The following is a 24,808-nucleotide window of genomic DNA, read 5'->3' on the forward strand; positions in this document are numbered from 1 at the left end:
CATTTCGTCCACCTTGTAAACAACTTAACCACAGGTTATCCACTTTTAACTGTGGATAACAGAACGATTGTTCTCCACGTTTATTTCTGATACAGTAGGGGTACATCAAGGATGACTTATCAATATATGCAAGTGAAAACCAAATTATTCCCCGCAATACCTACTGGAGGTGAGCAGCCGTAAATGGCGTTCTGATGCAAAAACTATCTGATGACCTGTTGCTGGAATCCTATTTTAAAGCGCAGAATTTAAAGTTAAGTACCGATTTCATCCGCCTCATAGAAACGGAAATTCATCGAAGATCCTTAACACATAAAATCCGATCAATTTTTTAATATGAAATACATAGGCTGACATTAAATGTCAGCCTTCTTATTTTCATTTGGAGTTAGACGGCTTTCATGAATCCGATTGTTTCACCGACACGGACATCAGCCGGAATGGATAAGTTTCCTTCAAGTTCAAAACTGCCTTTTTCAAAAAGAAGTACCACTGTCGACCCAAAGCTGAAATATGAAAATTCCTGTCCTTTTTCCAATTCATCCGATTCATCAGTAATGACGATTGAATTTATAAACATGGCCCCGACTTTCACCATTGCCAGGCTTCCAGCTTCATTTTGAATTTCAGTTATTGTACGGTAATTTTTTGACAATGGCTCTTTTCCATATTTCATCCCCCATTTATTAACGGGGTACGATTTCCTTCCAAGCGTCCATCGTTTGACTACGGAACCCTTGATTGGTGCATGGATCCTATGGTAATGACTTGGGCTTAAGTATAACACGAGATATTTGCCGCCTAGGTACTTTTCCAAATAAAGCTCATCCCCGAGCATCTCCTCCATTGAATATACCTTTCCCTTAACGATGATCTTTTTATCAGCGTATATCTCCCCTGAATCCTCGAGTATACCGTCCACAGGACAAGCCACTGCAGAAGGAACGGCAGTGATGGGCCTGGCGTCCGCCTTTAACCGCCTTGTAAATAGATCATGCAGGTTCGTATACCCTTTTAAATCCTTACCAAATTCTTGTTGATTAAGGTTGAAAGTTTTTACATATAGTAAAATTAAGGGCCTGCTCCAACGTGATTGGCTAAAATGCTTTAATAAACCTGATGAATACCGACCATTCGTCAGTTCAATAAGAATGCGATACAAAGACTGATACAAATAAAACCACTCCAAATTGTAAAATTATTCAAAAATGACTTGCATAAATTGTGTTAAATAAAATATTATTATATAATAAATACTTATGTTTACTATATTTTGTTTTATTTTGTTTCATTTGAAAGGAGTGAAAAGATGTTTTTATTACACGCCCTAGATCAAACCATTAAAAAAGTGAAAGCACAAACAGCAAATATACTTACTTTAATGAATTTATCCCTTGGTGGATTTGCGATAATTGCCGTGATGCACGGCCAATTGAATTTAAGCCTGCTTTTAATCTTCCTGGCTGCCCTTGCAGATCGCTTTGACGGTATGGTTGCACGGAAGTTCAACATTGAATCGGAATTGGGTAAGCAACTTGATTCCATGTGTGACATCATTTCTTTTGGCGTCGCACCAGCTCTATTATTATACCAAGGAATATTAATAGAATTCGGAGCACCTGGCACAATCTTCACGGTTTTCTATATCGGCTGCGGCGCATTTCGCCTCGCCCGCTTCAATATAAGTGAAAGCAATGGGTATTTTACAGGAGTTCCCATTACGGTTGCCGGCTGCATCGCTACCTTAAGTTATCTCGCCATCCCATATTTCCATCCGGTCTTTTTCTTATCCCTTATGATTATATTATCATTACTCATGGTCAGTCCATTTAAAATGAGGAAAGTTTAAATAGGAAAGCGGATGTCCTAAACCGGACATCCGCTTTTTTTCGTTCATATTCAGCCTAAAGCTTTTTATGCCTTTCGGACAAGGGGATCTGTCAAACGTATGAATTCTTCTACATCCTCCATACAGGCCTTAACCGCTTCTTCCCAAAAATCCCGGGTCGTCAAATCGACGCCTAAATGTTTTTCCGCCAAATCCTCGACCTTCATGGAACCGGTATCCTTTAATAGGGCGATATATTTTTCTTCGAATCCTGCCGGTTCTTTCAGGGCATTGGCGTATATGCCTAATGAGAATAAGTATCCGAAGGTGTACGGAAAATTATAAAATGGTACACCTGTAATATAGAAATGTAGCTTTGATGCCCAGAATGTTGGATTATAATCACTTAACGCATCACCATAAGCTTCTTTTTGTGCATCAACCATCAGTTCATTCAACCGTTCGGCACTGACATATCCCTGTTTCCTCTCATCATAAAATCTTGTCTCGAATAAGAAACGGGCATGGATATTCATCAATAATGATACGGAACGCTGAATTTTATCTTCTAAAAGAACCAGCTTTTCTTCTTCACTGGCCGCTTCCTTCACAGCTGCATCCGATACGACCATTTCAGCAAAAGTAGAGGCTGTTTCAGCCACGTTCATTGCATATGATCGATTCAATGGATGGATATCCCTCATCGCATAAGAATGGAATGCATGCCCCAATTCATGGGCCAATGTCGATACATTGGAAGGGGTGCCCGAGTACGTCATGAAAATTCTTGACTGCTTATTTAATGGAAAGCCCGTGCAAAAACCTCCTGGCCTCTTACCTGGTCTGTCCTCCGCTTCAATCCAGCTATCTTCAAAAGCTTTTTGGGTGAAGTTTGCTAATTGAGTGCCAAATTTAGAGAACTGCTGAACGATGAAGTCCGCACCTTCTTGATAATCCATCACTTTGGACTCGGCTGTGACAGCTAGCGGTGCATCCAAATCCGCCCAACTTAATTTATCCAAGTCCAGTAACTCTGCCTTCCTTTGTAAAAACCTCACAAGCGGCTCCTTATGGTCGGCAATTACATTCCACATACTTTCAAGGGTTTCTTTTTTCATCCTCCCTATTTCAAGAGGCTCCTTCAAAATATCATCCCAGCCCCTTTTTTCATTCACGCTGAGACGAAATCCCGCCAAGTGGTTCAAAGTCCGGGCAAAAAGGTCATTTTTTTCCTCCCAAGCCTGTTCCCATGCAGTAAATAATTCTTTTCGGGCCATTCCATCGGGATCAGAAAATTTATTCGCCGCTTGGCCTACAGAAAGATTTTCACCCTTATAAGGGATGGTCATTGAACCAACGATCGTATCATACATTTGGCTCCAACCTTCGAAACCGTCCATGGACAATTGGGTGATTAATGATTCTTCCTTTACGGAAAGCTTTTCCTTTGCCCTTTCCCGACGTTCGTTCAATACGAATTTCAATTCATTCAATGGTTCTTTTTCGAGGATTTTTTTAAAAAACGCATCATCAAGCTGCAACAACTTTTCATCCAGCTTGCTTAACACCATTTTTAGTGAAGCGACTATCTTCATTTGTTTGATCCGCAGCTGACCTGCCTTTTTATCCTGCGCATTTTGAGCTTCCAGGCACCCGATGAAAGCACCGGCCTGTGACGATTTCATATTAGTGTTTTTTAAAAGATCGAACGCCCTGATGAAACTGATTTCATCATTTCCTTCTGGATTGATATTGCTTACAAGTCGGTCTAATTCTTGTACCTCTTCGTTAATTTCATCTAAAAAAAGCAGGAACTCCTTGGAAGAACTTCCTCCTTTAAAAAAGATATCCAAATCCCATGTCAAAGAATATCCCATACTTTATTGCCCCCTTTTTATCAATAATCCTATTATAGAGGTTTTTTCAAAATTTTTCTAATTAAAAGGAATTTTCAGTATTTTGTCAGAACATTTTCCTATATCCCACAATAAAAGCATGTTATGATGAATATATTCATATTCTTGGGAAAGGGGTGGTTGATTCATATGAAATTCTTTATTCACATGTCTGCCATCATCCTGCTCCTTTGGACACTGCCCATACAGTTCCATCACCCTGCACAGCAGCTAACCATTGAAGAACATACCGATGTTCACCATTGGGATAAGGCCGACAAGAAACAGCCTTTGGTGCCTTCCTTCAGTTTTTGGCAGTCACTTATCATTATTCTCATTTTCGAATTTTCCATTTTGAGTTTTCTTTATTTTCACTCAAATCTCCGCCTACGATATCTCAGTCCTGTTTTTTTTCAGGCGAATTACGTAGCCTTACGCTCTGACATTTTATAAAAAATAAAATGGAGGAGTGATTCATATGTGGTTCCGAATGATTATGATAGGGGTCTTTTCTTTAACCGCTTCACGTCTGTTCCTTTCTCAGGGAATCGAGATTTATCATGCATTTGCAGATTTGATCAGAAATAAATATTAAAAAAAGAGTGCGGGGAAAGCTCCCCGCACTCTTTTTACTTTTCATATCCTTTAGCTTTCTTTTCCTTCTCTTTTTCCGCCCTGTAAAATTCGTGGAACATCTTCATCAAGGCACGTTTTTCGATCCTTGATACATAACTGCGGGAAATGCCCAGCTCTTTAGCGATTTCCCGCTGGGTTTTTTCCTTTTTTAAATCGAGTCCGAACCTGCCTACAATGACTTCCTTTTCCCGTTCATCCAAAATATCAATGTACTTTTTCACTTTTTCAATTTCCATATTGAGCTGAATCGTATCGATGACATCTTCCGATTCCGATTTCAGCACATCGATTAAACTGATTTCATTTCCTTCTTTATCCTGACCGATCGGATCATGCAGGGAAATATCCTTCTTCGTTTTCTTAGTCGCCCGTAAATGCATCAGGATTTCATTCTCAATGCATCGCGCCGCATATGTGGCCAGCTTCGTACCCTTTCCATCCGAATAACTCTCAATGGCCTTTATCAAACCAATTGTCCCAATCGAAATCAAATCCTCTGTATCTTCGCCCGTATTCTCGAATTTCTTGACAATATGGGCAACAAGCCTGAGATTATGCTCGATCAGGATGTTACGGGCATCACCGTCACCTTCACTCATAAGCTTCAGATACCTCTTTTCATCCTGAGATGACAAGGGCTGGGGAAAAGCGTTGTTTTTCACATAGGAAACAAATAAGTAAAATTCTTTGATAATGTAACCGACAACTGTAAGTATTCCGGGCATTGGTTTCATCCCCCGTTTCTTTGGTTTCCCTATTCATACCTATGCAGCAATGGGCTTGTTCGTGTCTGTCCCGCTAAAAGAAATCATGAAAGTATTAAATGTTCAAACCAGACTGGTTGAATTCCCAAACGGACACGGGCAAACGTTCATATAATGAAAGTGAATTTTTAAGGAAAGGGGGTTTTTAGGATGGGATATAACTATGGACCACACGGGTGCAGCTATGGTTATCCTGCTCCTGCACCTTGTTATGCCGGATCCGGTTACGGGTTTGGTTATGGCCTGTTTATCGTCCTCTTGATTTTATTGCTCATTTTCGGGTTTTGGTGGTTCCCCGGATGTGGGTTTGGTTATGGCGGATCAGGTCCGTGCTGCTGATGCAAGCAAAGAAAAAAACTCGGCCCGAGAGCCGAGTTTTCCTTTTTTACTATTCATTTCAAATTGCGCAGCGACTGATCGACAACAACGTAAACGGCTATCACAGTTCCGGCCGTTAGCCGTTAGCCGGTATCCTTCTCCTGCCAATAGCAACGCTTCTCTCCTTTTACGTACACCAAATTCAACATATTAACCTCCACCTTTCTTAAAATATTAACGGGATACCAACCTCTTATGTCTTTAGAAAAAAGGACGATGTTTCATCGCTTTGTCCAGATGTTCTTCTCTAATCTTGTGGATTCTCTCCTGTTGCAAACATTCCTCAGCAGTCATTTTTTTCATTTTTATCGTGATTGTGAAAAAAAGCATATTCAGTGTCATAATATCACCTCCTTTAAGGGAGCGGCCCAACAAAAAGGCATAAAAAGGCCGCAGAAAGTTACGTCCTCCTGCGGGATTTTTTAGAAAATACAAAAAGGCCGCAGGATAAAACACTTCTCCCTGCGGCCGCTATGTGAATGATTAATAAAGCCAAAAAATTGCTTTAGAAATATTCCGCTTGGCACAGGTCGAATTGTATGTGATTGTCATTTGAAACGGACCGGCTAATCTGATCAGTAACGATTCCATCATATAGATACAACTTCATTTTCTTCGACCTCCCTTTGGAATATTTTTTATTACCTGGTAAGTATATCCATAAATTTGATATTTGTAAACGGCTTTTGCCTATTTTTTTGAAACTTCATTCTTTTTTCCCATTTTCAAGAGCAACTATTACCTCAAGGAGGTAATGAGTATGATATATCTGCCCATACAACGGGCAATAACGTAAGAAAAAACAAAAAAAACCTGATTCTTGAAAGAATCAGGTTTGCTTCTATTGTTGTAAAGAATCCTGGTCATCCATTTCCGCCAGGGTCCTTTTATATTTATTGGATAATCGGAAAAATACTATGGATATGCCAAGGAACATAATTGTCGCTCCCATATAGACATATGTGTCAATCATCGTTTTGTCGCCCGAGGGAAGGATGGTTCCTAAATAGAAGAACGAGCCCACACATAACAATGTGATCGCAAATTGTTTAAAATCGACCATTTTCGAACGGAGCATTGCCGCCGTTTGTTTTTTGCGGTTTTTCATGCCATTCCACCTACTTTCAAGCTAATAAGATATCGATATCTCATTCTACCATATTTATTCCAAATGACAGGGTGTAAATAATGGCAGGTAGCTATGAAGCGGTTCCTTTTCCGATTTATCCTTTTAGCGCTTGTTCCAAGTCTTCCAATAAGTCTTCAACGTCTTCCAGACCAACTGAAATACGAATCAACCCATCGGTTATTCCAAGCTCTGCACGGCGCTCTGCCGGAATCGAGGCATGTGTCATCAAGGCTGGAATCGAAATTAAGCTCTCCACTGCCCCTAGGCTTTCAGCCAGTGTGAAGAATTTCACTTTACTCAAAACGGATTCGGCTTTTTCGGCACTGCCGACATCGAACGAAACCATACCGCCGAAGCCACGCGATTGTTTTTTTGCAATATCATGGTTTGGATGGTTTTCAAGACCTGGGTAATAAATCTTGGAAACGTCTTTATGCCCGGATAGGAAGCTGACGATCCGAGATGTATTTTTTTCATGTTCTTCCATCCGGATTCCCAGCGTTTTAATGCCCCGCATCAGCAACCATGAATCTTGGGGCCCTAGCACGCCTCCTGTAGAGTTTTGGATGAAATGAAGGTCATTGCCAAGTTTTTCATCATTCACCACGACAAGACCCGCTACAACATCGCTGTGTCCCCCCAGGTACTTCGTAGCGCTATGAAGTACGATATCGGCTCCAAGTGTAAGTGGATTTTGCCAATATGGCGTACTGAAGGTATTGTCCACAATTGTAAGGATGCCGTTATCTTTAGCTATTTTTGATACCGCTTCTAGATCAGTAATCTTCAATAATGGATTCGTTGGGGTTTCAATGAACAGTGCCTTGGTATTGTCCTTGATCTCGTTTTCGATCGAATGTATGTCACTCGTATTGATGAACGTAGCTTCCACCCCAAAGCGGTTAAGCACTTTAGTGATGACCCGGAAAGACCCTCCATAAACGTCATCGGTCATCAATACATGATCACCTTGATTAAACAGCATCATAACCGCCGTCATCGCTGCCATTCCCGATCCGAAGGCGAATCCTCTTTCTCCATCCTCCAGGTCCTTGATCAATTCCTCGAGTGCATGGCGGGTGGGGTTGCCTGTACGGGAATATTCATATCCCCGGTGATTCCCCGGACCATCCTGTTTATAAGTGCTTACTTGATAGATCGGCACCGAAACCGCTCCTGTTTTTTCATCACCAAAAATGCCGCCATGGATCAATTGTGTTTTTTTCCTCATTTCATATACCTCCCTGATAAATTTTTTTGCTTAAGTATCGTTCACTGGAATCCGGAAATATGACGACGATATTCGCGCCCCGGGAAGCCTTGGCCGCTTCCTTCATGGCCGCTGCAAATGCCGCTCCGGAAGAACTGCCGACAAGCAGGCCTTCTTTGATCGCCAATTCATTCACCATATGGAAAGCGTCATGATCGCTTATCGTATGAATTTGATCAAAATACGTTTCATCCATATAGGCAGGCAAAAATTCCATCCCTATCCCCTCGGTTTTATGGGGTCCTGCTTTGCCACCGTTTAAAATCGATCCTTCTGGTTCGACAATGACCGTTTTGACGGCAGCATTCTTATCTTTTAAATATCGCGATGTTCCCATGAATGTCCCCCCCGTACCGGCACCGGCAACAAACACATCCACATCGCCATCCATCTGTTCCCATATTTCAGGTCCCAGCGTTTTATAATATGCATCAGGATTGGATGGGTTGGCAAACTGTTGGGGACAATAGGATCCCGGAATTTCAGCCAGCAGCGCCTTAGCCCTGGCGATTGCTCCTTTCATTCCTTCCTCTGTCGGGGTCTGGATCACTTTTGCTCCAAGGGCACGCATCAATTCCTGTTTCTCGGCACTGAATTTCTCCGGAACACAAAATATCACGTCCACTCCACTGTTTATCGCCGCCAACGCCAAGCCAATCCCAGTATTTCCGGCAGTCGGTTCAATTATCGTCCCACCCTTTTTTACATTCCCAGTCCGTAAAGCTTCGGCTAAAAGTTCTTGACCAAGCCGGTCCTTCACACTGCCTCCCGGATTAAAGTATTCCAGTTTGGCAAAGATACGGACTTCATCCGGAAGCGGGAAATGGGTGATTTCCATCATCGGCGTTTCCCCTATCAACTCATGAATATTTTGAAAGACTTTCATATTCGGACATCCTTTCATAGTTATCCTACCAATTTAATGAGGTTTATGCAATAAAGAATAACCAGCGGAAAGTCTTCCGCTGATCACTTAACATTTCATTTCATTTTTTCAACCATTTTCAAAATCAGTGCCGCTGAATGAAGAGCCGCAGTTTCCAGGAATTTATCAAAGGAAATATTGGACTCCTTACCTGCGATATCCGAAAGGGAACGAATGATGACAAACGGTGTTTTAAATTGGAAGGCCACTTGAGCAATGGCTGCCGCTTCCATTTCCACCGCGTATAAATCCGAAAATTTCCCTCTGACGAATTCAACCCGATCAGGATCGTTCATGAAAGAATCCCCTGTCACGATCAACCCTTTCGCCACTTGTATATCCTCGATTTCTTTAGCTGCTTCTTCTGCGATTGCGAAAAGCTTTTCATCCGGAATGAAAGCTGCCGGCAGCTGAGGGACTTGACCATACTCATATCCAAAAATCGTCACGTCGACATCATGGTGGCGAACCTCCGTGGATATGACCACATCCCCGACATTAAGTGCTGGATGGTAACCGCCGGCAGAGCCAGTATTGATGACAGCATCCGGTTTGAATTTTTCTAAAAGGATCGCAGTGGACATTGCCGCATTCACTTTACCGATTCCCGATTTAAGCAAAATGACCTCAACACCATTCAGTGTGCCTGTATTGAACTCGGAACCGGCAATGGTCACCTGTTCCAAACCTTCCAATTTATCACGTAAAATCGTAACTTCTTCTTCCATTGCTCCGATTATGGCTACTTTCATTAGTAAAAACCTCTTCCTATAATTTTTCCGCCTCCATAATCCAGACAAATTGATTGCAGCGCTCGAAGTTCACTTTATATCCATTTTCTTCAAGTACTTTTTCCAAAAAAGGAATCGTAGTATAATATTCCGTTTGCAAATCGTTCGCCAAATTATGAAAGCCTGCCTGCCTTGCATCTAGAATCGCTCGTTCATGCGCTTCCCTTGATTGATACATCGTATCCGCAAACACTATTTTACCACCAGTATTCAGTAACTTTCCATAGTTGGCTATCGCTTTTTCTTTTTCTTCATCGGTTAAATGATGAAACGCGTACGTACTCACGATTGAATCCACCTGTTCCGGCTTCGGAAAATCGATGAAATCGCCATCTACAATTTCCGTTTTTCCGCCCACTTTGCTTACCGCTATTTTCCTCATGGCGGGTGAAGGCTCGATTCCCGATACCTTTAGGCCTTTCTTCAAAAGCCTTTCCGTTAAATTCCCGGTACCTACGCCGAACTCCAGCACGTGACCCTGAGCCCGATACGTGACGCTGTCCAATATCCTATCATAATGTTTAAAAACTTCTTGATACTCAATATCGTGTCCACCAACAGTATCATCATACGATTTTGACCATTCTTCGAATAAATCCAAAAATTCTCTGCCCATTTTAATCACCTTTTTATGATGAAATAATAAAACCTATAAGCATAATATGAATTAAACACAAAAACAGTTCTTGTTTTTTAGGCAAATCCTTCATTAGGTTCAGATACAAACAAAAAGGTGTGTTAAACTAACAGTATCTAAATGTTGGAGGGGAACAATCATGGGTTTTCAACTCGACTTAAAATTATTCGAAGATAAAATAGAATTTTTCGAGGCAGAAAGCATTAAGAATCTTGAAGAAAAAATCCAATCACAAATTGAAATCAATAATGCGATCATGCTTCAGGTTCAATCCGTGTCACACCAAATGTATGTTAGTGAGGAAGGCAGACGATTTTATAGCGCAGTCGTTCACTTTAAAGCCCAAAAGTAATCTCCATGAAAAAACCCCCGAAAAGATTCCTTTCGGGGGTTTTTAGATTAACTATTACCTTTTATCGTTTGTCTTCAGCTCTTCGACTTTTACAGGTTTCCAACCTGATCCGTCCACCCATTCAATATGGACTCGGAAGGTTTTAGGATTGTCCCCTTCAGAAACGGTACCGATTGCCGTGTTCGGCGAACCGCCGTTTTGAAGCCACCATAGCTTCATGCTTCCTTCATCGATTCCAGCGCCATTAGCAATGGCTTTTCTCATTTCATTCCAATCGACCGAGTCCTTTTCGAAGCTTGTAGTGTGTTCCCCGGATTGCTCAGTTCCAACTGGTTTCCAGCCCTCACTCGTATATGTAGCCGCGACATTGCCATCTCCGCTGCCTTCCACTTCCACAAGTTCGGCATCCCCAGCTTTTTCTGAGTCTGAACCATCTTCAGCCTTCTCTTCTGTATCTTCCTCTGTTGCTTTACTATCTTCATCTTCCTCTGTTGCTTTACTATCTTCTTCATCTTCCTCTGTTGCTTTACTATCCTCTTCTGCCTCTACCTTCTCTGAATCCGTTTCTTCCTCTTTCCCAGCAGGTTTGTCCACTACTTTTCCCTTTTCTTCGGCAATTTGATTAGGTTCGGTCGTGGTTTTCTTTGATTCGGTGCCATCATCACTTAAGAAAATCGTGACTGCTACAATGACGATTAAAATGGAAACGATGGTGATTGCAATATTATATATTTTATTTACTTTTCTTTTTTGATCTCTCTGATTGAAACGTGAGCCCAAGGTCCATTCCTCCCTTACCATTTCTTACTGCCTCATTTTAACATGATTTAGCTAGAGATAGAAGGGAAGGGTTTCCTACACTTTTCGTCAATTCTCGCTATTGTCCTGGTTCTTGGAGTACAGGACTTTTACAATATCTGAAAAAAGCGGCGTCATACTGGAACTGTTTTCCTTTGTTTCAAAACTTACGGTAACAAGGGCATATTTTGGATCTTTATATGGAAAGTAGCCCGCAAACCATTTATTGAGCTCTCCTTTTTTAATATTCGTCTGAGCTGTTCCAGACTTGCCAGCGACCTCCACAGGTAAATCTCTCAAAGAAGCGCCAGTACCTTTCTCCTCCGTTACGACTTTCCTCAGAAGATGCTGCATCTTCATCGTTGTATATGGAGACAGCGTTTCGCCGCCAATACTTTGATTGGGGAAATCGACTACGGTCGTACTATTGTTAAATTCGACCTTGGAAACGGCTTTGACCTGTTCCTTCTTGCCACCGCGGGCAATCGTGGCCATCATATTCGCTATCGCGAGCGGTGTCGTTTGGACATCCTGCTGGCCAATGGCTGTTTTGGCAATCATTTTGGGATCTTTTTTTAAGTCGTCATCATGCCAGACCTTCCCGGTTTGTTCATGATGCAACTGAGTAACTTCCGTGTGATAAACGTCCCCTTGCCAGCCCGTTTCGCCAACCAACCCTAGCATTTTTGCATATTTATCCAAAAAGTCGGGATCCTTCTCAGCTATTTCCTGGGACAATTCGGCAAATGTCCTGTTACAGCTTTGGGCAAAACTATTTTCAAAATTAAGTATGCCCAGTTCCCTCTGCTTATCCGTTTTGCCGTCAATCGTTAAATTACAATTAAATGTCCTTGTGGGACTTGCCGCTTCATAATCGATGGCAGCTGCAGCCGTAACCGTTTTAAAGACGGAACCCGGCGTTTTTTGAGTCAACATCATATTGACGGCCCCTTCGCCATTCGGATCTTTTATATTTAGCGCCGGACGTGATACCATGGCGACGATTTCACTTTTTTCGATATCGATGAGTACGAGACCGCCTTTTTTTATCCCGCGGTCATCGACGAGCTTCTCCGCTTTTTCCTGAATTTCTTTATCTATCGTCGTCACGACTTTCACTGGGTAAAGAGGATTAGCAGGTTCTACGTATTTTACATCGACACCGAACATGGGGCCCCCACTGGCGTCTACGTGAAATACGAGCTTTGATTCCCCAGCAGAAAGCAAGAACTCATCAAAGGTCCTTTGCAGTCCCGTATTTCCTATTTTCGTTTCAGGAGATAAATTCATGTCCGGATAACGTTTTTTCTTTTCCGCATCCGATATATTCGTTGTGCCGATCAATTGGGCTGCAGGGGTTTGATCATGATATAATTTCTCGTTCACCGCAAAGACCCCGGGTATCTTCAATTGATTGATTGCCTTCGATTGGCTGGGCGTCAACTCTATCGGTTCATCTCCGCCAAATACGAATGGTTCATCCGCTTGTTCAATTGCTCGTTTCAGCTCCGCTTCCGATCTGCCTATGATCGAGGCAATTTCATCTATAGGCCATGTCATTTTGTTCAAAAATGGAAATAGGACGAGTGTTGGGATTTCTTCATGTGCAAGTGGTTCCCCATTTCTGTCATAAAACTTTCCACGCCCATCATCAATCTTTAATATCTGTGAACGCTGATTCACACTTGCTTCTATCAGGTTCACATCATGCTTCGAAAAAGATTCTGTCGATACAAGTTGGATGTAGGCAAGCCTGCCTATGAGCATCAGCATAAAAGTGGTCAAAAAAAGAGCCAGCAACCTCATACGTTTCTTTTTCATAAAATACACCTCGTAACCATTGTTGACGAGGTGCGAATTTTTAAACAATTATGAACAAATTTAACGCGGCGTTTTTCCGATATGAAAAGAGGATGCCCGTATGGACATCCTCTTAAGCCGTTAATTAGCTGATGGATACAATCTTGACGCTCATTTCGCCGCCAGGTGTCATGATCGATACCTTGTCGCCGACCCTTTTCCCTATTAAGCTTTTCGCGATTGGAGAATCATTTGATATTTTCCCATCGAATGGGTCCGCTTCAACACTTCCTACGATGGAATATGTTTCTTCGTCACCATTTGGAAGTTCCACGAATGTTACCGTCTTTCCAAGTGAAACTGTATCTGTATTCGAATCATTGCCTTCAATGATTTTTGCATTACGGATCATGTTTTCGATTGTTGTAATACGTCCTTCAACGAATGCCTGCTCTTCTTTTGCGGAATCGTACTCTGAGTTCTCGGAAAGGTCCCCAAAACTGCGGGCGATTTTAATTCTCTCCACAACTTCTTTACGTTTAACCGTTTTTAATTGTTCCAGTTCCTGTTCAAGCTTTAACTTACCTTCTTTAGTCATTGGATATTCTTTTTCGATTGCCAAAACCCTTCACTCCTTCTAATTCTTTACAGCAAGCTTTCGCTGTGACAAGTTTATGTAGTATATAATGCTTAACTCTAAAACTCGAGTCAAAATATATATTTGCACGACTTAAAAAGTACGCGCATTTATACTAAGGAACAACTCGGTCCTTAGTATATAAACCGACTGCGGTGGCAGCCGGTTCGTTCTGTATCAAGAATAGAGTATTGCGTTTTCCAGCATTTGTCCAGTCTTTCCCAATAAATAAATGGGATTATTTAAAAAACGGAGGAAAATGGCACCTATCATTATTTATGCTATGTTATTACAAAAAAGACTTTTGTTCAAGGATTGTTTGAATTTTTGTCACCATAAGGTCAATCGCCACATGGTTCTGACCGCCTTCTGGAATGATGATGTCGGCATAACGCTTCGTCGGTTCTATGAACTGATTATGCATCGGGCGAACGACACTGATGTATTGCTCGATGACTGAATCTATGGAACGTCCACGTTCTTTAATATCACGGGTCATCCGACGGAGTATCCGCAAGTCTGCGTCTGTATCAACATATAGTTTCATATCCATCAGGTCTCGAAGGCGCTCATCTTCCAGTACAAGGATCCCTTCAAGGATGATGACATCCTGCGGCTCAACTGTGATGACTTCTTCCGAACGTGTATGGATCGAATAATCATAAACTGGTTTTTCTATCGTTTCATAACGCAGCAATGCGTTAAGGTGATCGATCAACAAATCATTATCAAATGCCAGCGGATGATCATAGTTCGTTTTCAACCGCTCTTCGAAAGGCAGATGACTTTGATCTTTATAGTAATAATCTTGTTCGATCATCAAGATCGAATGTCCTTGAAAGAATTCAAAAATGGAACGGGTAACACTTGTTTTACCTGATCCCGACCCTCCGGTAACTCCGATGACTACTGGTTTCTTCCTTGTCATGTCAATTCTCCTTCCGCATCATATTGTTCACATATACTTGATTATCTACTTGAATGCGGACAATTTGAAGCGGATGGCGGGCTGCCTCCAGCTCCTTACCTGACTCATCCCAGATCGTACCGATTTTTTGAGTGAAGTTTTCGATTTCCGGTCCAAAAAACTCCACTTCATCTCCAGGCTTGAAGAAGTTACGTTGCTGCATGGTGGCGATTTGAGTTTCTTCGTTGTAATCAAGCACCAAACCAGCGAAGTCGAAGCGAGTCTTTACGGTATGATTCCCGAACATTTGCTGTTTATACCCAGGAATTTCCCCTTCCATGAACGATGATGCCGTCTCACGGTTCGCACACTTATCAAGCTCCTCCAGCCATTCTTGTTTAATCCTGAAATTGTCCGGATCGGCACAATACGCATCAATCACCTTACGATAAACGCTGACAACTGTAGCAATATAATGAATGGACTTCATTCTTCCTTCGACTTTTAAGCTATCTATGCCAATTTCAATCATGCCTGGCAAGGATTCTATCAGCTTCAGGTCTTTTGGACTCATTGCGAATGGAGCATCTTCTTTATCGAATAATGCCTTTTCCCCGGCTTGATCCAACTCATATAAATCGTAATCCCAACGGCAAGACTGACAGCAGCCGCCGCGATTCGAATCCCGCGCCGTCATATGGTTCGAAAGGGTGCAGCGTCCAGAATAGGCAATGCACATGGCTCCGTGAACGAAAGCCTCGATTTCGATATCGACCTTCTCCTTCATCTCACGGATTTCATCAGCACTCGTCTCACGGGCCAAAACAACCCGCTCCAAGCCTTCCTCTTTCCAATACTGAACAGCCTTCCAGTTCGATAGCGATTGCTGCGTGCTTAAATGGATTTCGACGTTCGGAGCGACCCGTTTACACGTTTCGATGATTAATGGATCGGCGACGATGATACCATGAACTCCAGCCTCCTGAAGGCCTTCCAGGTATTCATCCAGACCATCGATATTTTCATTATGTGCGAAGATATTGGTTGTTACATATACTTTAGCGCCATATTTTTTAGCGAATTCGACGCCTTCCTGCATTTCCTCAAACGTGAAGTTGCCGGCATTGGAACGAAGGCCATATTCCTGACCGCCAATGAACACGGCATCCGCACCGTAATGGACGGCAATTTTTAATTTTTCCAGGTTGCCAGCCGGAGCCAGCAATTCCGGTTTTTTTACAATGACTCTCTTTCCATCAACGATCTTGGAAATTTTATCAGCAATAGCATTCAAGGCTATTCCTCCTCTTTCTCTTACCCTTTTCTTTAATAAACCGATTCCTTAAAGAAGAATCCTGTATCCAACTCACGGCTATCCGGCTGAACCGCTTTTACTTTTTCAAAAAGTTCCGTTTTCAAATCATCATAACGTTCAGGGTCTTCTGCACAAACGTCAATCGCTTCCCGATACAACATTGTCATTTCGTTGATATATTCCGGTGTTTGTAATACCCCTTCGATTTTCAGGGAATCAATTTCCGCTTCAATCAATTCCTGAAGTTCATCGATCATGCACATATCATTCGGACTCATGATATGTGTACCATTTTCATCTTCATAAATCGGGTATTTATTTTCACGTTCCTTATCATGCAAGAACATATTTCTATGTTCCTTCCGATTTTCCACTTCCAATGCCTTGCCTTGGTATTCAAAGTAATTACCAAGGAGCGTCCGCTTCGATTGGAACATGCATGTCATGCCGTGCACTTGCACTTCAATCTCCACTTTGGCATTTTCCTTCATTTCCACTATCTCGTCCATACTTATCTCACGGGCAGCCACGGCACGGACAGCACCGCGTTTCCCCCAATAATTACATGTGTACCAGTTCGTTACCGTCATCTCTGTATTCCAGTGCAGGGGCATATCAGGGGCCACGGCACGGACAGCCATTAAGACCGCTGGATCACCGAATATGATCCGGTCAGCACCAGCCTGCTTAAGGAATGTGACATACCCTTCAAGCTCGTCCACTTTTTCATTATGAAAAATGGCGTTCATGGATACATATACTTTCTTGCCTGCGGCATGTGCAAGCTCAATCGCCTTCTTGACGTCTTCACGTTTGAACTCCCCTGCCAGCCTAAGCGCATAACGTTGTTCGCCAATGACGAAGGCATCAGCTCCAGCATCGATAAGTTCTTTTATATGATCGACACTTGTCGGAGTCACGAGTAATTCAGGCTTTTTCATTTTTGTCACCTCTATGTTTACTTATGGCCACACCATCACCAATCGGCAAAATTACGGTATCGAAATGAGGATGGTCATGTAACCAGATGTTAAAGTCTCTGATTTTTTTAATGAGAGCTCGCTTTCGTCTCGTCATTTCCATTTCTTCAATGTTTTCGGCAACCAAGCCTTTAAATAAAACATTATCAGTAATGATAATGCCAGCATCAGCAAGGAATGGTTCAAACAGTTCAAAGAATCGCTTGTACTGCCCTTTAGCTGCATCAACGAAGATGATATCAAACGGACCATGTTCCATGACTTTCGGTCCTGCTTCAAGGGCATCCCCTTCAATGAGGGTAATCCTTTCCGAAAGCCCAGCCCTCTTGATATTAGCTCTTGCCTGCTCAATGCGGGCTTCATTCCGTTCAAGTGTGACGATTTTAGCCTCCGGAAGGGTCTCAGCCATCCTTATGGCCGAATAGCCAATCGCCGAACCAACCTCCAATATCGCCTTAGGCTGGTGAAGCCTTAAAATCTGAAGCAGCACCTCAATGCCTTCCGGCTCCATGATCGGCACATTATTTTCCATTGCAAAATCTTCCAACTCCTTAATCAAACCCGTACGCTCCGGAATTAAGGAATGAAGATATTGTTCTATTTTTCCGTTCAAAACGTTTCCTCCAATTATAAGAAAAACGAAAGCGCTTGGTCAGTGCATGAAGAAATTGATCGGTCAAAAACTATTGCCTACAATTTTTCACAAGGAGCTGAAACAAGTATGCTTGACGATCTACATTTCCTTATCTTTCAAAATAAAACCCGGCATTCGCCGAGTTACGTCACCGATAAAAATCGGATCTAAAATTCACTTGTACTATTCTATCATAAAAACAAGGGGAAAGTAATATCCCTCCCCCATCAGTCGCATTGCATTTTTTATTTATTTATTGGAAATATGCTCTGCCTTTTTGTTATTGTGGTCATCCAAGGTTTTGGAGTACAGGACTTCCCCTTCAGGTGTTGCCAAAAAGTATAGGAAATCCGTTTTCTCAGGTTTCAATACCGCATCGATCGATGTCGTTCCGGCATTGGCAATCGGTCCTGGCGGCAGCCCCTTGTTCTTATACGTATTATAAGGGGATTTCACCTCAAGGTCTTTGTAATATACCCTGCTCTTATGTGAACCTTTTGCATACAAAACAGTCGGATCCGTTTGAAGCGGCATATCTTCCTCGATACGATTGTAAAAGACGGAAGCTATCTTTCCGCGATCGACTTGTGCCGTCGCTTCCTCTTCGACAAGCGAAGCGAAGGTCAGCATCTCGTGTACGGAATAATCGTTTTTGTCCATCTGGGTCTCGTATGCCTGTAATGTCTCTTCCGTTTTCTTCAGCATCTCGATGACTATGGATTCCATGGTCGGCTTTTCCTCATAAAAGTCATAAGTAGCTGGGAAAAGGTACCCTTCAAGCGGATATAATACCTTTTCATTTTCAATCTCCGACGTCAAGAGCTCCGGAAATCTCTCTTGCATGGACTTGACGAATTTCTTATCATTCAATACCTTAAAGACCTTTTTCGGATTTTCACCGGTCTTCACTGCGATGATATCGGCAATTTGGATAAGCTGCTTTCCTTCAGGAATGGTTATCTTCAATGCAGCTTCTTTCATGAGTTTCCCGGTTTTGATGCTTGTGACAATATCTTCAATTGGCATCGAAGGCGATAATTTATACTCACCTGCCTGAAAACCGGATTCATTGCGGAACTTAATGTAATATTTGAATACACGTGCGTCCTTGATTATTCCTTGTTCTTCTAGCAGTGTTGAAATTCCATTCACGGAAGAACCGATTGGGATTTTCACTTTCTTGATGGTATCATCATCAGGATCGACTGGTTTCATGGCTGAGTTGATATACAAAAAGCCCACAAGACCTACTATCCCAATTAGTACAATAAGCGAAGCTATCGTAATCATGATGATTTTACGAACCAGCCTGGCTTCTCCTTGCTGTTCTAACAATTTCATACGGATATGTTCCTTTTTAGATAAATTTTTATCTTTTTCATCCATTTTCATTCCCCCTGCAAACTCACACCAACTACAGAATGGTTTCTCGATGATGCTTTCTCTAATTAAACTTTGCTTCGAACATTATACTAAAATCAACAAATAATTACATGGTTTTTGCAAAACTACATTCATTACTACTCTATTTATGGCAAAAAAGCACTAGTTTTGTCAATATTCAGGTATTATTTAATAGAAAAAGCCCTTAAATTTGTTTCCCTGCATGTGTTAGGCATTTCAGTCAATGACAGGAATATCATGTAACGATGCCATTATTAATTTTTAGATGAAGGAAGGTGTGAAGGAGTTGGATAATTCTTATTTTGTAGGTTGGGGGACATTGGCACTCATTAACGCAGGACTTGCTCAAGGTAAAAATAGAACGGGGCTGAATTGGTTCTTGCTCTCATTATTTTTGGGTCCGCTCGCTACTTTTATTCTTTTATTCGCAGAGAAAAGATAAGGGTTTACTGGTACATAAATGAAAAAACCGACCTCGATCGAGGTCGGTTTTTCTGATATTATTCTTCTTCAGCTTCTTCTTGGTCAAGGAATGTATTTAACATTTCTTCGACTAGATCCCATTCTTCTTCTGTTTCGATCGGTGTAAGTTCACCATCTTTATTATCTTCGCTTGGTATGAATGATGAAGCGTGGATTTCAATTTCTTCCTCTTCATCTTCTGCAGACATCGGATAGTAAAGTACATAAGATTTGTTGAATTTATCTGAGTCGAATGTGAAAAGGATTTCGCAAAGCTGCTCGTTTCCGTTTTCATCTACTACTGTAATGTTGTTTTCGCCGTGTTCCATTTGTATTCACCTCATATTGAATTTGTTTGTCTGTCCAAGAATCCTTGCAGAATCATGACAGCAGCCATTTTATCAATGACTTTCTTGCGTTTGCTTCGGCTCACGTCCGCCTCAAGAAGGACACGTTCAGCCGCCATAGTTGTCAACCGTTCATCCCAGAGAAACACCGGCAGCTTGAATTTTTTTTCTAATCGTTTAGCGAAATCTTGACTGATCTCGCCTCGCGGTCCAACAGTACCATTCATATTTTTAGGTAAACCAAGGACAATTTTAGAAACTTCATGCTCTTTTATAATTTCATTGAGACGTTTAAAGCCGAAGTCATTTCCAGCTTCGTTAATTTTGATCGTTTCCAATCCTTGTGCAGTCCAACCCATCGCGTCACTCACGGCAACGCCGATGGTTTTTGAACCTAAATCAAGTCCCATTGTGCGCATTAGTATTCCTCTCGATGATTCTTAAGATACGACTTAACCAATTCTTCGATGATTTCATCGCGTTCAAGCTTACGAATAATGTTCCGAGCGTCCATATGGCGCGGGATGTAGGCCGGGTCACCAGATAATAGATAACCGACAATTTGGTTGATCGGGTTATAACCTTTTTCCTGAAGAGCAACATAAACTTGAGACAATACTTCTTGTACATCTCTTTCGAATGGTTCTTCGGGAAAATTAAATTTCATCGTTTTATCAAAGGAACTCATTAACATGCACCTCTCCTCAGCGTCCAGAATCCACTATTACCTACATTGTACAACACTTTTCATTGATTATGAAATCGATAAGACCCATTCTTCAACAAAATTAAGTGCTGCATCCAATTTTTCAGGGTCTTTTCCGCCTGCTTGGGCCATATCTGGACGTCCGCCACCGCCTCCGCCGCAACGGGAAGCAACTTCTTTGATCAATTTACCAGCATGGAAACCGCGATCGATATAATCCTTGGTAACCCCAGCAATCAAATTGACTTTATCACCTTGGGCGGATCCTAATACGATAACGACAGAATCGAGCTTTTGTTTCAAATCATCAGCCATGGCACGTAGATTATTCATATCGGTAGCTTGAACTTTTGCCACCAATACTTGAACCCCATTTATGTCTTTTACGTTAGAAACAAGGCTTCCTGCTTCAATATTACTTAACTTTGCAGTCAGGCTTTCATTCTCACGATGAAGATCCTTCACTTCAGCTAAGACCGTTTCAATTCTTGAAGGTACATCTTTCAAGTTCGTTTTCAACTTAGCAGCCGCGTCTTTCAAGACACCGATTTGATCAGTCATCAATTTGTATGCCCCGGCACCCGTTACCGCTTCTATCCGGCGAGTCCCTGCACCGATGCCGCTTTCTGAAACGATTTTGAACAAGCCGATCACCGCTGTATTCGGGACGTGGACACCCCCGCAAAGTTCAAGACTATAATCGCCTATTTGAACGACACGGACAATCTTGCCGTATTTTTCGCCGAACAAGGCCATTGCACCCATCGCTTTAGCTTCTTCAATGTTTTTATAGTCCGTATTCACTTGTAAGCTTTGCCAAATCTTTTCATTTACAATCGTTTCGATCCGCTCAATCTCTTCCGCCGTTATCTGGCCAAAATGAGAGAAATCGAAGCGAAGGCGCTCAGCTTGTACGAGTGAACCAGCCTGATTGACATGTGTACCAAGCACATCTTTCAACGCCTGGTGCAGAAGATGTGTCGCAGTATGATTTTTCGTGATATGGATGCGGTTTTCTTGATCTACCGCAGCAACGATATCGGAATCTGATGTTAAAGTGCCGGCAGCCACTGTTACACGGTGCAGATTTTGGCCATTAGGAGCTTTTTGAACATCATGGACATCAACCTTCACGGCATCACTAGCCATCGTTCCTTTATCAGCTATTTGCCCGCCGCTTTCCGCGTAGAAAGGAGTCTTGTTCAAGATTACCTGAACTTCTTCACCTTCTTGTGCCTCCGTAACAAGCTCGCCATTTTTAATGATGGCAGAAACTTTTGCTTCAACCGCAACTTGATCATAGCCGACAAATTCACTTTCAACTTTAATATCGCCTAATACCCCGCCTTGGATTTGCATGGAATCAACATCTTGACGTGCTGAACGGGCACGTTCACGCTGTGCATCCATTTCTTTTTCAAAACCGGCTTGATCGACCGTCATGCCTTCTTCTTCTGCATATTCTTCCGTTAACTCGATCGGGAAACCATATGTGTCATATAAACGGAATGCATCACTGCCTGGAATGGTTGTACCGCCTTTTTCCTTTTCCTTTCTAATGACTTCAGAAAGGATGGCCAGTCCATCATGTAGGGTTTCGTGGAAGCGTTCCTCTTCATTCTTGATAACTTTTGCAATGAATTCTTTATTATTGAGGACTTCAGGGTAGAAGTCTTTCATGATTTCGCCGACGACCGTCACAAGTTCGAACATGAATGGTCGATTGATGTTGATTTGCTTAGCATAACGAACCGCTCTGCGAAGCAAACGGCGCAATACATAGCCTCGGCCTTCGTTGGATGGAAGAGCCCCGTCACCTACCGCAAAGGCAACCGTACGAATATGGTCGGCAATGACCTTGAATGCAACATTTTTTTCTGCATCAACACCATATTTCACATCGGAGATCTCTTCGACTGCCCGGATGATCGGCATGAATAAATCCGTATCATAGTTAGTCTCTACATCTTGAACGACGGAAGCCATACGTTCAAGACCCATGCCCGTATCGATATTTTTCTTTGGAAGCGGTGTGTAAGAACCGTCCGGATTATGGTTGAATTGAGAAAACACAAGATTCCAGACCTCTAGATGCCGTTCATTTTCACCGCCTGGATATAGTTCCGGATCATTCGGGTCATCGCCATATGCTGGTCCGCGGTCATAGAAAATCTCTGTATTCGGGCCACTTGGACCCTCACCGATATCCCAGAAGTTTTCTTTCAGGCGAATGATTCTTTCAGCAGGAACACCGATTTTCTTATTCCAGAGTTCGAAGGCTTCATCATCTTCAGGATGGATTGTCACAGCCAATTTCTCTTTGTCGAACCCAATCCACTTTTCATCCGTCAAAAACTCCCATGCCCATGTGATGGCTTCTTCTTTGAAGTATTCACCAATGGAGAAGTTGCCGAGCATTTCGAAAAACGTATGATGACGTGCCGTTTTCCCCACGTTTTCAATATCGTTTGTACGGATGGCCTTTTGTGCATTTGTAATCCTTGGATTTTCGGGAATCACCCGTCCATCAAAATATTTCTTTAACGTCGCCACCCCGGAATTGATCCAAAGCAATGATGGATCTTCATGAGGAACCAAGGATGCGCTTGGTTCGATGTTATGGCCTTTTTCACTAAAAAAATCTAAATACATTTGGCGGATTTGAGCACCAGTTAAATACTTCATATATATATCCTCCTTTTAAAATTATGTAATTTTGAGCACACAAAAAACTCCCATCCCAAAAACAGGGACGAGAGTTAACTCGCGGTACCACCCTGATTATGGACGCAGGAACATTCCCGGGTCCATCACCTTAATAAAAGCCTTAACGCGGCATGACGGCAGGTATTAGCTGCTCTCAGGACTAGCTTTCTGCTGCTCTTCACCTTGCAGTCCCTTTCAGCCTGGGGGACCCCTCTCTTTTAGATGGACTTCAGCATACTTCATCCTTCAACGAATTATCTTATGTAATGGATTATATTCACAAGACTTTTATTTGTCAATAAGGGGCGGCTTCTTTCTAAAGTGAACGCGGGCATGAAGCACAAAAACTTTCAACACAGCCAAAATGGGAATCGAAAGGACCATGCCCGTGATACCACCTATTTCACCGCCGGCCAATAATGCGAGCATGATGAAAAGCGGGTGCATATGGAGGCTTTTACCGACTATAAACGGCGACAGGATATTTCCCTCGAGAAATTGAAGCACGAGCACGATGACCGCGATGATCACCACCATTTTCACTGACATGGTCGCGGCGATGATCACTGCAGGGATGGCCCCAATTACAGGCCCGAAATACGGAATGACATTCGTTATTCCGATTATCGCTCCCAATAGCAGCGGATATTGCATTCCGACTATCCAGAAAAGCAGCGAGGAAATCAACCCGACCAAGGCACAGACAATGATTTGTCCCCGAATATAGCCGCCCAGCGACGCATCCACATCACGAACGAATGCCCGTCCCTGCTTGCGCCATTTTTTCGGGGTCATATACCAAGCCATTTTTTTTAGAACAGTGAAATCTTTCAGGATATAAAAAGCAATGAATGGAATCAAAGCAATCAGAACGATGAAATCAATCATCTTCATTGCATACTCCATCGCCTTCTCTGGAATGCGCTTCAGCCAGCCTTCGAAAAGGGTGACACCTTCTTCGAACCTTTCATGAATTCCGAACGGCCATGCTGCAGTTTGATGATTGAGCTTATCTATCCGGCTCCGATATTGATCAACCAGTTCCGGGACGCTTTCCGACAGCTCGCGAACCTGGCTGACAATTACTGGAATGCCTTTATAAACGGCAAAGCCAATCCCTCCGAAAAACAACAAATAGATAATCGTAATCGAAAGCCAGCGACGCAGCCCTTTCTCATTTAAAAATTCCACTACCGGGTGCAGCAAATAACTGATGAACGCACCAATCAAAAAAGGCAGCAGTACCGTCACACATACAGTAACGAAAGGTCCCCACATGGGCTTAAGTTTCATAAAAATATAGATAACGAAAAATAAGAGCAATAAAAAACCCAGGCGATAAAACCACTTCAGACGAATACTCACAATAAACACCTCCCGCTCATTTATTCTTCGAAAGGCGGAAGGTTTTCATACATAAAAAAGAGTGCCCTCATTATCAGGACACCCATTCCCGCTATAATAATGACTTTAATCTTTTGCGTATTTTCTTCATGTTCCGTTTGAT

The 24,808-nt window shown here is 42.4% G+C and carries 28 protein-coding genes; 6 read left to right on the forward strand and 22 right to left on the reverse strand.

Features of this window, described 5'->3' with window-relative positions:
• Positions 1 to 194 precede the first annotated feature (194 nt).
• Positions 195 to 335, forward strand: coding sequence for a sporulation histidine kinase inhibitor Sda (locus ABIE66_RS18675; protein WP_034311351.1), 141 nt, complete (start codon positions 195 to 197; stop codon positions 333 to 335).
• 53 nt (positions 336 to 388) lie between these two features.
• Here ABIE66_RS18675 and ABIE66_RS18680 read toward each other — a convergent pair whose 3' ends face one another.
• Positions 389 to 1,174: a phosphatidylserine decarboxylase gene (locus tag ABIE66_RS18680; protein WP_370015866.1), complete on the reverse strand. Its 786-nt coding sequence runs from the start codon at positions 1,172 to 1,174 to the stop codon at positions 389 to 391.
• 135 nt (positions 1,175 to 1,309) lie between these two features.
• Between ABIE66_RS18680 and pssA the strand changes: the two genes are divergently transcribed.
• The gene (pssA, locus tag ABIE66_RS18685; protein ID WP_289325816.1) at positions 1,310 to 1,849 is read left to right on the forward strand and encodes a CDP-diacylglycerol--serine O-phosphatidyltransferase; all 540 of its coding nucleotides are present in this window, start codon (positions 1,310 to 1,312) and stop codon (positions 1,847 to 1,849) included.
• Between the two features lie 65 nt (positions 1,850 to 1,914).
• Here pssA and ABIE66_RS18690 read toward each other — a convergent pair whose 3' ends face one another.
• On the reverse strand, positions 1,915 to 3,705 hold the full coding sequence (locus tag ABIE66_RS18690) for a M3 family oligoendopeptidase (protein ID WP_370015868.1): 1,791 nt from the start codon (positions 3,703 to 3,705) through the stop codon (positions 1,915 to 1,917).
• A gap of 168 nt (positions 3,706 to 3,873) precedes the next feature.
• On the opposite strand from ABIE66_RS18690, the gene ABIE66_RS18695 reads away from it, so the two are divergent.
• Positions 3,874 to 4,176 carry a hypothetical protein gene (locus ABIE66_RS18695; RefSeq protein ID WP_370015869.1) on the forward strand — a complete coding sequence of 101 codons (303 nt, stop codon included), beginning with the start codon at positions 3,874 to 3,876 and terminating at the stop codon, positions 4,174 to 4,176.
• Between the two features lie 176 nt (positions 4,177 to 4,352).
• On the opposite strand, the gene sigK is transcribed toward ABIE66_RS18695, so the two are convergent.
• Positions 4,353 to 5,084, reverse strand: coding sequence for an RNA polymerase sporulation sigma factor SigK (gene sigK, locus ABIE66_RS18700; RefSeq protein WP_289315599.1), 732 nt, complete (start codon positions 5,082 to 5,084; stop codon positions 4,353 to 4,355).
• Between the two features lie 189 nt (positions 5,085 to 5,273).
• Between sigK and ABIE66_RS18705 the strand changes: the two genes are divergently transcribed.
• Positions 5,274 to 5,462 carry a sporulation protein YjcZ gene (locus ABIE66_RS18705; RefSeq protein ID WP_370015871.1) on the forward strand — a complete coding sequence of 63 codons (189 nt, stop codon included), beginning with the start codon at positions 5,274 to 5,276 and terminating at the stop codon, positions 5,460 to 5,462.
• Positions 5,463 to 5,702: 240 nt separating this feature from the next.
• On the opposite strand, the gene ABIE66_RS18710 is transcribed toward ABIE66_RS18705, so the two are convergent.
• From ABIE66_RS18710 to ABIE66_RS18735, 6 genes are all read right to left on the reverse strand, one after another.
• Positions 5,703 to 5,843, reverse strand: a complete 141-nt coding sequence (locus ABIE66_RS18710) for a YrzI family small protein (protein ID WP_072273247.1) — start codon at positions 5,841 to 5,843, stop codon at positions 5,703 to 5,705.
• A gap of 499 nt (positions 5,844 to 6,342) precedes the next feature.
• Positions 6,343 to 6,609, reverse strand: a complete 267-nt coding sequence (locus tag ABIE66_RS18715) for a YrhC family protein (protein WP_289315597.1) — start codon at positions 6,607 to 6,609, stop codon at positions 6,343 to 6,345.
• A gap of 115 nt (positions 6,610 to 6,724) precedes the next feature.
• Positions 6,725 to 7,861, reverse strand: coding sequence for a bifunctional cystathionine gamma-lyase/homocysteine desulfhydrase (locus ABIE66_RS18720; RefSeq protein WP_370015873.1), 1,137 nt, complete (start codon positions 7,859 to 7,861; stop codon positions 6,725 to 6,727).
• 1 nt (position 7,862) lies between these two features.
• Positions 7,863 to 8,786 carry a PLP-dependent cysteine synthase family protein gene (locus ABIE66_RS18725; RefSeq protein ID WP_370015874.1) on the reverse strand — a complete coding sequence of 308 codons (924 nt, stop codon included), beginning with the start codon at positions 8,784 to 8,786 and terminating at the stop codon, positions 7,863 to 7,865.
• Between the two features lie 95 nt (positions 8,787 to 8,881).
• A complete protein-coding gene (gene mtnN / locus ABIE66_RS18730; protein WP_289325820.1) occupies positions 8,882 to 9,577 on the reverse strand; it encodes a 5'-methylthioadenosine/S-adenosylhomocysteine nucleosidase in 696 nt (231 codons plus the stop codon).
• A 16-nt stretch (positions 9,578 to 9,593) separates the two neighbouring features.
• Positions 9,594 to 10,232 (reverse strand): class I SAM-dependent DNA methyltransferase, encoded by a 639-nt coding sequence (locus tag ABIE66_RS18735; protein WP_289315593.1) that lies wholly within the window; start codon positions 10,230 to 10,232, stop codon positions 9,594 to 9,596.
• A 160-nt stretch (positions 10,233 to 10,392) separates the two neighbouring features.
• Here ABIE66_RS18735 and ABIE66_RS18740 point away from each other — a divergent pair, with 160 nt between their 5' ends.
• A complete protein-coding gene (locus ABIE66_RS18740; RefSeq protein WP_370015876.1) occupies positions 10,393 to 10,605 on the forward strand; it encodes a DUF2536 family protein in 213 nt (70 codons plus the stop codon).
• 54 nt (positions 10,606 to 10,659) lie between these two features.
• Here ABIE66_RS18740 and ABIE66_RS18745 read toward each other — a convergent pair whose 3' ends face one another.
• From ABIE66_RS18745 to mltG, 8 genes are all read right to left on the reverse strand, one after another.
• Positions 10,660 to 11,385: a YrrS family protein gene (locus tag ABIE66_RS18745; protein WP_370015878.1), complete on the reverse strand. Its 726-nt coding sequence runs from the start codon at positions 11,383 to 11,385 to the stop codon at positions 10,660 to 10,662.
• An 87-nt stretch (positions 11,386 to 11,472) separates the two neighbouring features.
• Complete coding sequence (locus tag ABIE66_RS18750; RefSeq protein ID WP_370015880.1) at positions 11,473 to 13,224, reverse strand: peptidoglycan D,D-transpeptidase FtsI family protein; 1,752 nt, start codon at positions 13,222 to 13,224, stop codon at positions 11,473 to 11,475.
• A 124-nt stretch (positions 13,225 to 13,348) separates the two neighbouring features.
• Positions 13,349 to 13,825, reverse strand: coding sequence for a transcription elongation factor GreA (gene greA, locus ABIE66_RS18755; protein WP_289315589.1), 477 nt, complete (start codon positions 13,823 to 13,825; stop codon positions 13,349 to 13,351).
• A gap of 304 nt (positions 13,826 to 14,129) precedes the next feature.
• Positions 14,130 to 14,768, reverse strand: coding sequence for a uridine kinase (gene udk / locus ABIE66_RS18760; protein ID WP_144479404.1), 639 nt, complete (start codon positions 14,766 to 14,768; stop codon positions 14,130 to 14,132).
• 1 nt (position 14,769) lies between these two features.
• A complete protein-coding gene (locus ABIE66_RS18765) occupies positions 14,770 to 16,041 on the reverse strand; it encodes a peptidase U32 family protein (protein WP_370015883.1) in 1,272 nt (423 codons plus the stop codon).
• A gap of 32 nt (positions 16,042 to 16,073) precedes the next feature.
• Positions 16,074 to 17,003 (reverse strand): peptidase U32 family protein, encoded by a 930-nt coding sequence (locus ABIE66_RS18770; RefSeq protein WP_370015885.1) that lies wholly within the window; start codon positions 17,001 to 17,003, stop codon positions 16,074 to 16,076.
• Positions 16,990 to 17,655 (reverse strand): O-methyltransferase, encoded by a 666-nt coding sequence (locus tag ABIE66_RS18775; RefSeq protein ID WP_289325827.1) that lies wholly within the window; start codon positions 17,653 to 17,655, stop codon positions 16,990 to 16,992. The genes ABIE66_RS18770 and ABIE66_RS18775 overlap by 14 nt, the downstream gene beginning before the upstream one ends.
• A gap of 270 nt (positions 17,656 to 17,925) precedes the next feature.
• On the reverse strand, positions 17,926 to 19,062 hold the full coding sequence (gene mltG, locus ABIE66_RS18780; RefSeq protein WP_370015887.1) for an endolytic transglycosylase MltG: 1,137 nt from the start codon (positions 19,060 to 19,062) through the stop codon (positions 17,926 to 17,928).
• Positions 19,063 to 19,345: 283 nt separating this feature from the next.
• Here mltG and ABIE66_RS18785 point away from each other — a divergent pair, with 283 nt between their 5' ends.
• Entirely contained in the window at positions 19,346 to 19,522 is a 177-nt protein-coding gene (locus tag ABIE66_RS18785; RefSeq protein WP_289327422.1) for a hypothetical protein, read from the forward strand.
• Positions 19,523 to 19,580: 58 nt separating this feature from the next.
• On the opposite strand, the gene ABIE66_RS18790 is transcribed toward ABIE66_RS18785, so the two are convergent.
• From ABIE66_RS18790 to ABIE66_RS18810, 5 genes are all read right to left on the reverse strand, one after another.
• The gene (locus ABIE66_RS18790) at positions 19,581 to 19,871 is read right to left on the reverse strand and encodes a DUF1292 domain-containing protein (RefSeq protein ID WP_289315584.1); all 291 of its coding nucleotides are present in this window, start codon (positions 19,869 to 19,871) and stop codon (positions 19,581 to 19,583) included.
• Positions 19,872 to 19,882: 11 nt separating this feature from the next.
• A complete protein-coding gene (ruvX, locus tag ABIE66_RS18795; RefSeq protein ID WP_064463555.1) occupies positions 19,883 to 20,308 on the reverse strand; it encodes a Holliday junction resolvase RuvX in 426 nt (141 codons plus the stop codon).
• Positions 20,308 to 20,577, reverse strand: a complete 270-nt coding sequence (locus ABIE66_RS18800) for an IreB family regulatory phosphoprotein (RefSeq protein ID WP_034311358.1) — start codon at positions 20,575 to 20,577, stop codon at positions 20,308 to 20,310. Before ABIE66_RS18800 ends, ruvX begins: the two co-directional genes overlap by 1 nt.
• A 66-nt stretch (positions 20,578 to 20,643) precedes the next feature.
• Complete coding sequence (gene alaS / locus ABIE66_RS18805) at positions 20,644 to 23,280, reverse strand: alanine--tRNA ligase (RefSeq protein ID WP_370015890.1); 2,637 nt, start codon at positions 23,278 to 23,280, stop codon at positions 20,644 to 20,646.
• Between the two features lie 309 nt (positions 23,281 to 23,589).
• Positions 23,590 to 24,666 (reverse strand): AI-2E family transporter, encoded by a 1,077-nt coding sequence (locus ABIE66_RS18810; RefSeq protein ID WP_370015891.1) that lies wholly within the window; start codon positions 24,664 to 24,666, stop codon positions 23,590 to 23,592.
• Between the last annotated feature and the right edge of the window lie 142 nt (positions 24,667 to 24,808).

Origin of the sequence: Peribacillus sp. B2I2 (genome assembly GCF_041261685.1) — a bacterium.
GTDB lineage: Bacteria > Bacillota > Bacilli > Bacillales > DSM-1321 > Peribacillus.

Bases quoted from the DNA above. Each gene is read 5' to 3' on its own strand.
- ABIE66_RS18675 (WP_034311351.1), top strand. From the start codon at position 195: ATGCAAAAACTATCTGATGACCTGTTGCTGGAATCCTATTTTAAAGCG.
- pssA (WP_289325816.1), top strand. From the start codon at position 1,310: ATGTTTTTATTACACGCCCTAGATCAAACCATTAAAAAAGTGAAAGCA.
- ABIE66_RS18690 (WP_370015868.1), bottom strand. From the start codon at position 3,705: ATGGGATATTCTTTGACATGGGATTTGGATATCTTTTTTAAAGGAGGA.
- ABIE66_RS18695 (WP_370015869.1), top strand. From the start codon at position 3,874: ATGAAATTCTTTATTCACATGTCTGCCATCATCCTGCTCCTTTGGACA.
- sigK (WP_289315599.1), bottom strand. From the start codon at position 5,084: ATGCCCGGAATACTTACAGTTGTCGGTTACATTATCAAAGAATTTTAC.
- ABIE66_RS18705 (WP_370015871.1), top strand. From the start codon at position 5,274: ATGGGATATAACTATGGACCACACGGGTGCAGCTATGGTTATCCTGCT.
- ABIE66_RS18710 (WP_072273247.1), bottom strand. From the start codon at position 5,843: ATGACACTGAATATGCTTTTTTTCACAATCACGATAAAAATGAAAAAA.
- ABIE66_RS18715 (WP_289315597.1), bottom strand. From the start codon at position 6,609: ATGAAAAACCGCAAAAAACAAACGGCGGCAATGCTCCGTTCGAAAATG.
- ABIE66_RS18720 (WP_370015873.1), bottom strand. From the start codon at position 7,861: ATGAGGAAAAAAACACAATTGATCCATGGCGGCATTTTTGGTGATGAA.
- ABIE66_RS18725 (WP_370015874.1), bottom strand. From the start codon at position 8,786: ATGAAAGTCTTTCAAAATATTCATGAGTTGATAGGGGAAACGCCGATG.
- mtnN (WP_289325820.1), bottom strand. From the start codon at position 9,577: ATGAAAGTAGCCATAATCGGAGCAATGGAAGAAGAAGTTACGATTTTA.
- ABIE66_RS18735 (WP_289315593.1), bottom strand. From the start codon at position 10,232: ATGGGCAGAGAATTTTTGGATTTATTCGAAGAATGGTCAAAATCGTAT.
- ABIE66_RS18740 (WP_370015876.1), top strand. From the start codon at position 10,393: ATGGGTTTTCAACTCGACTTAAAATTATTCGAAGATAAAATAGAATTT.
- ABIE66_RS18750 (WP_370015880.1), bottom strand. From the start codon at position 13,224: ATGAAAAAGAAACGTATGAGGTTGCTGGCTCTTTTTTTGACCACTTTT.
- udk (WP_144479404.1), bottom strand. From the start codon at position 14,768: ATGACAAGGAAGAAACCAGTAGTCATCGGAGTTACCGGAGGGTCGGGA.
- ABIE66_RS18770 (WP_370015885.1), bottom strand. From the start codon at position 17,003: ATGAAAAAGCCTGAATTACTCGTGACTCCGACAAGTGTCGATCATATA.
- mltG (WP_370015887.1), bottom strand. From the start codon at position 19,062: ATGGATGAAAAAGATAAAAATTTATCTAAAAAGGAACATATCCGTATG.
- ABIE66_RS18785 (WP_289327422.1), top strand. From the start codon at position 19,346: ATGAAGGAAGGTGTGAAGGAGTTGGATAATTCTTATTTTGTAGGTTGG.
- ABIE66_RS18790 (WP_289315584.1), bottom strand. From the start codon at position 19,871: ATGGAACACGGCGAAAACAACATTACAGTAGTAGATGAAAACGGAAAC.
- ruvX (WP_064463555.1), bottom strand. From the start codon at position 20,308: ATGCGCACAATGGGACTTGATTTAGGTTCAAAAACCATCGGCGTTGCC.
- ABIE66_RS18800 (WP_034311358.1), bottom strand. From the start codon at position 20,577: ATGAGTTCCTTTGATAAAACGATGAAATTTAATTTTCCCGAAGAACCA.
- alaS (WP_370015890.1), bottom strand. From the start codon at position 23,280: ATGAAGTATTTAACTGGTGCTCAAATCCGCCAAATGTATTTAGATTTT.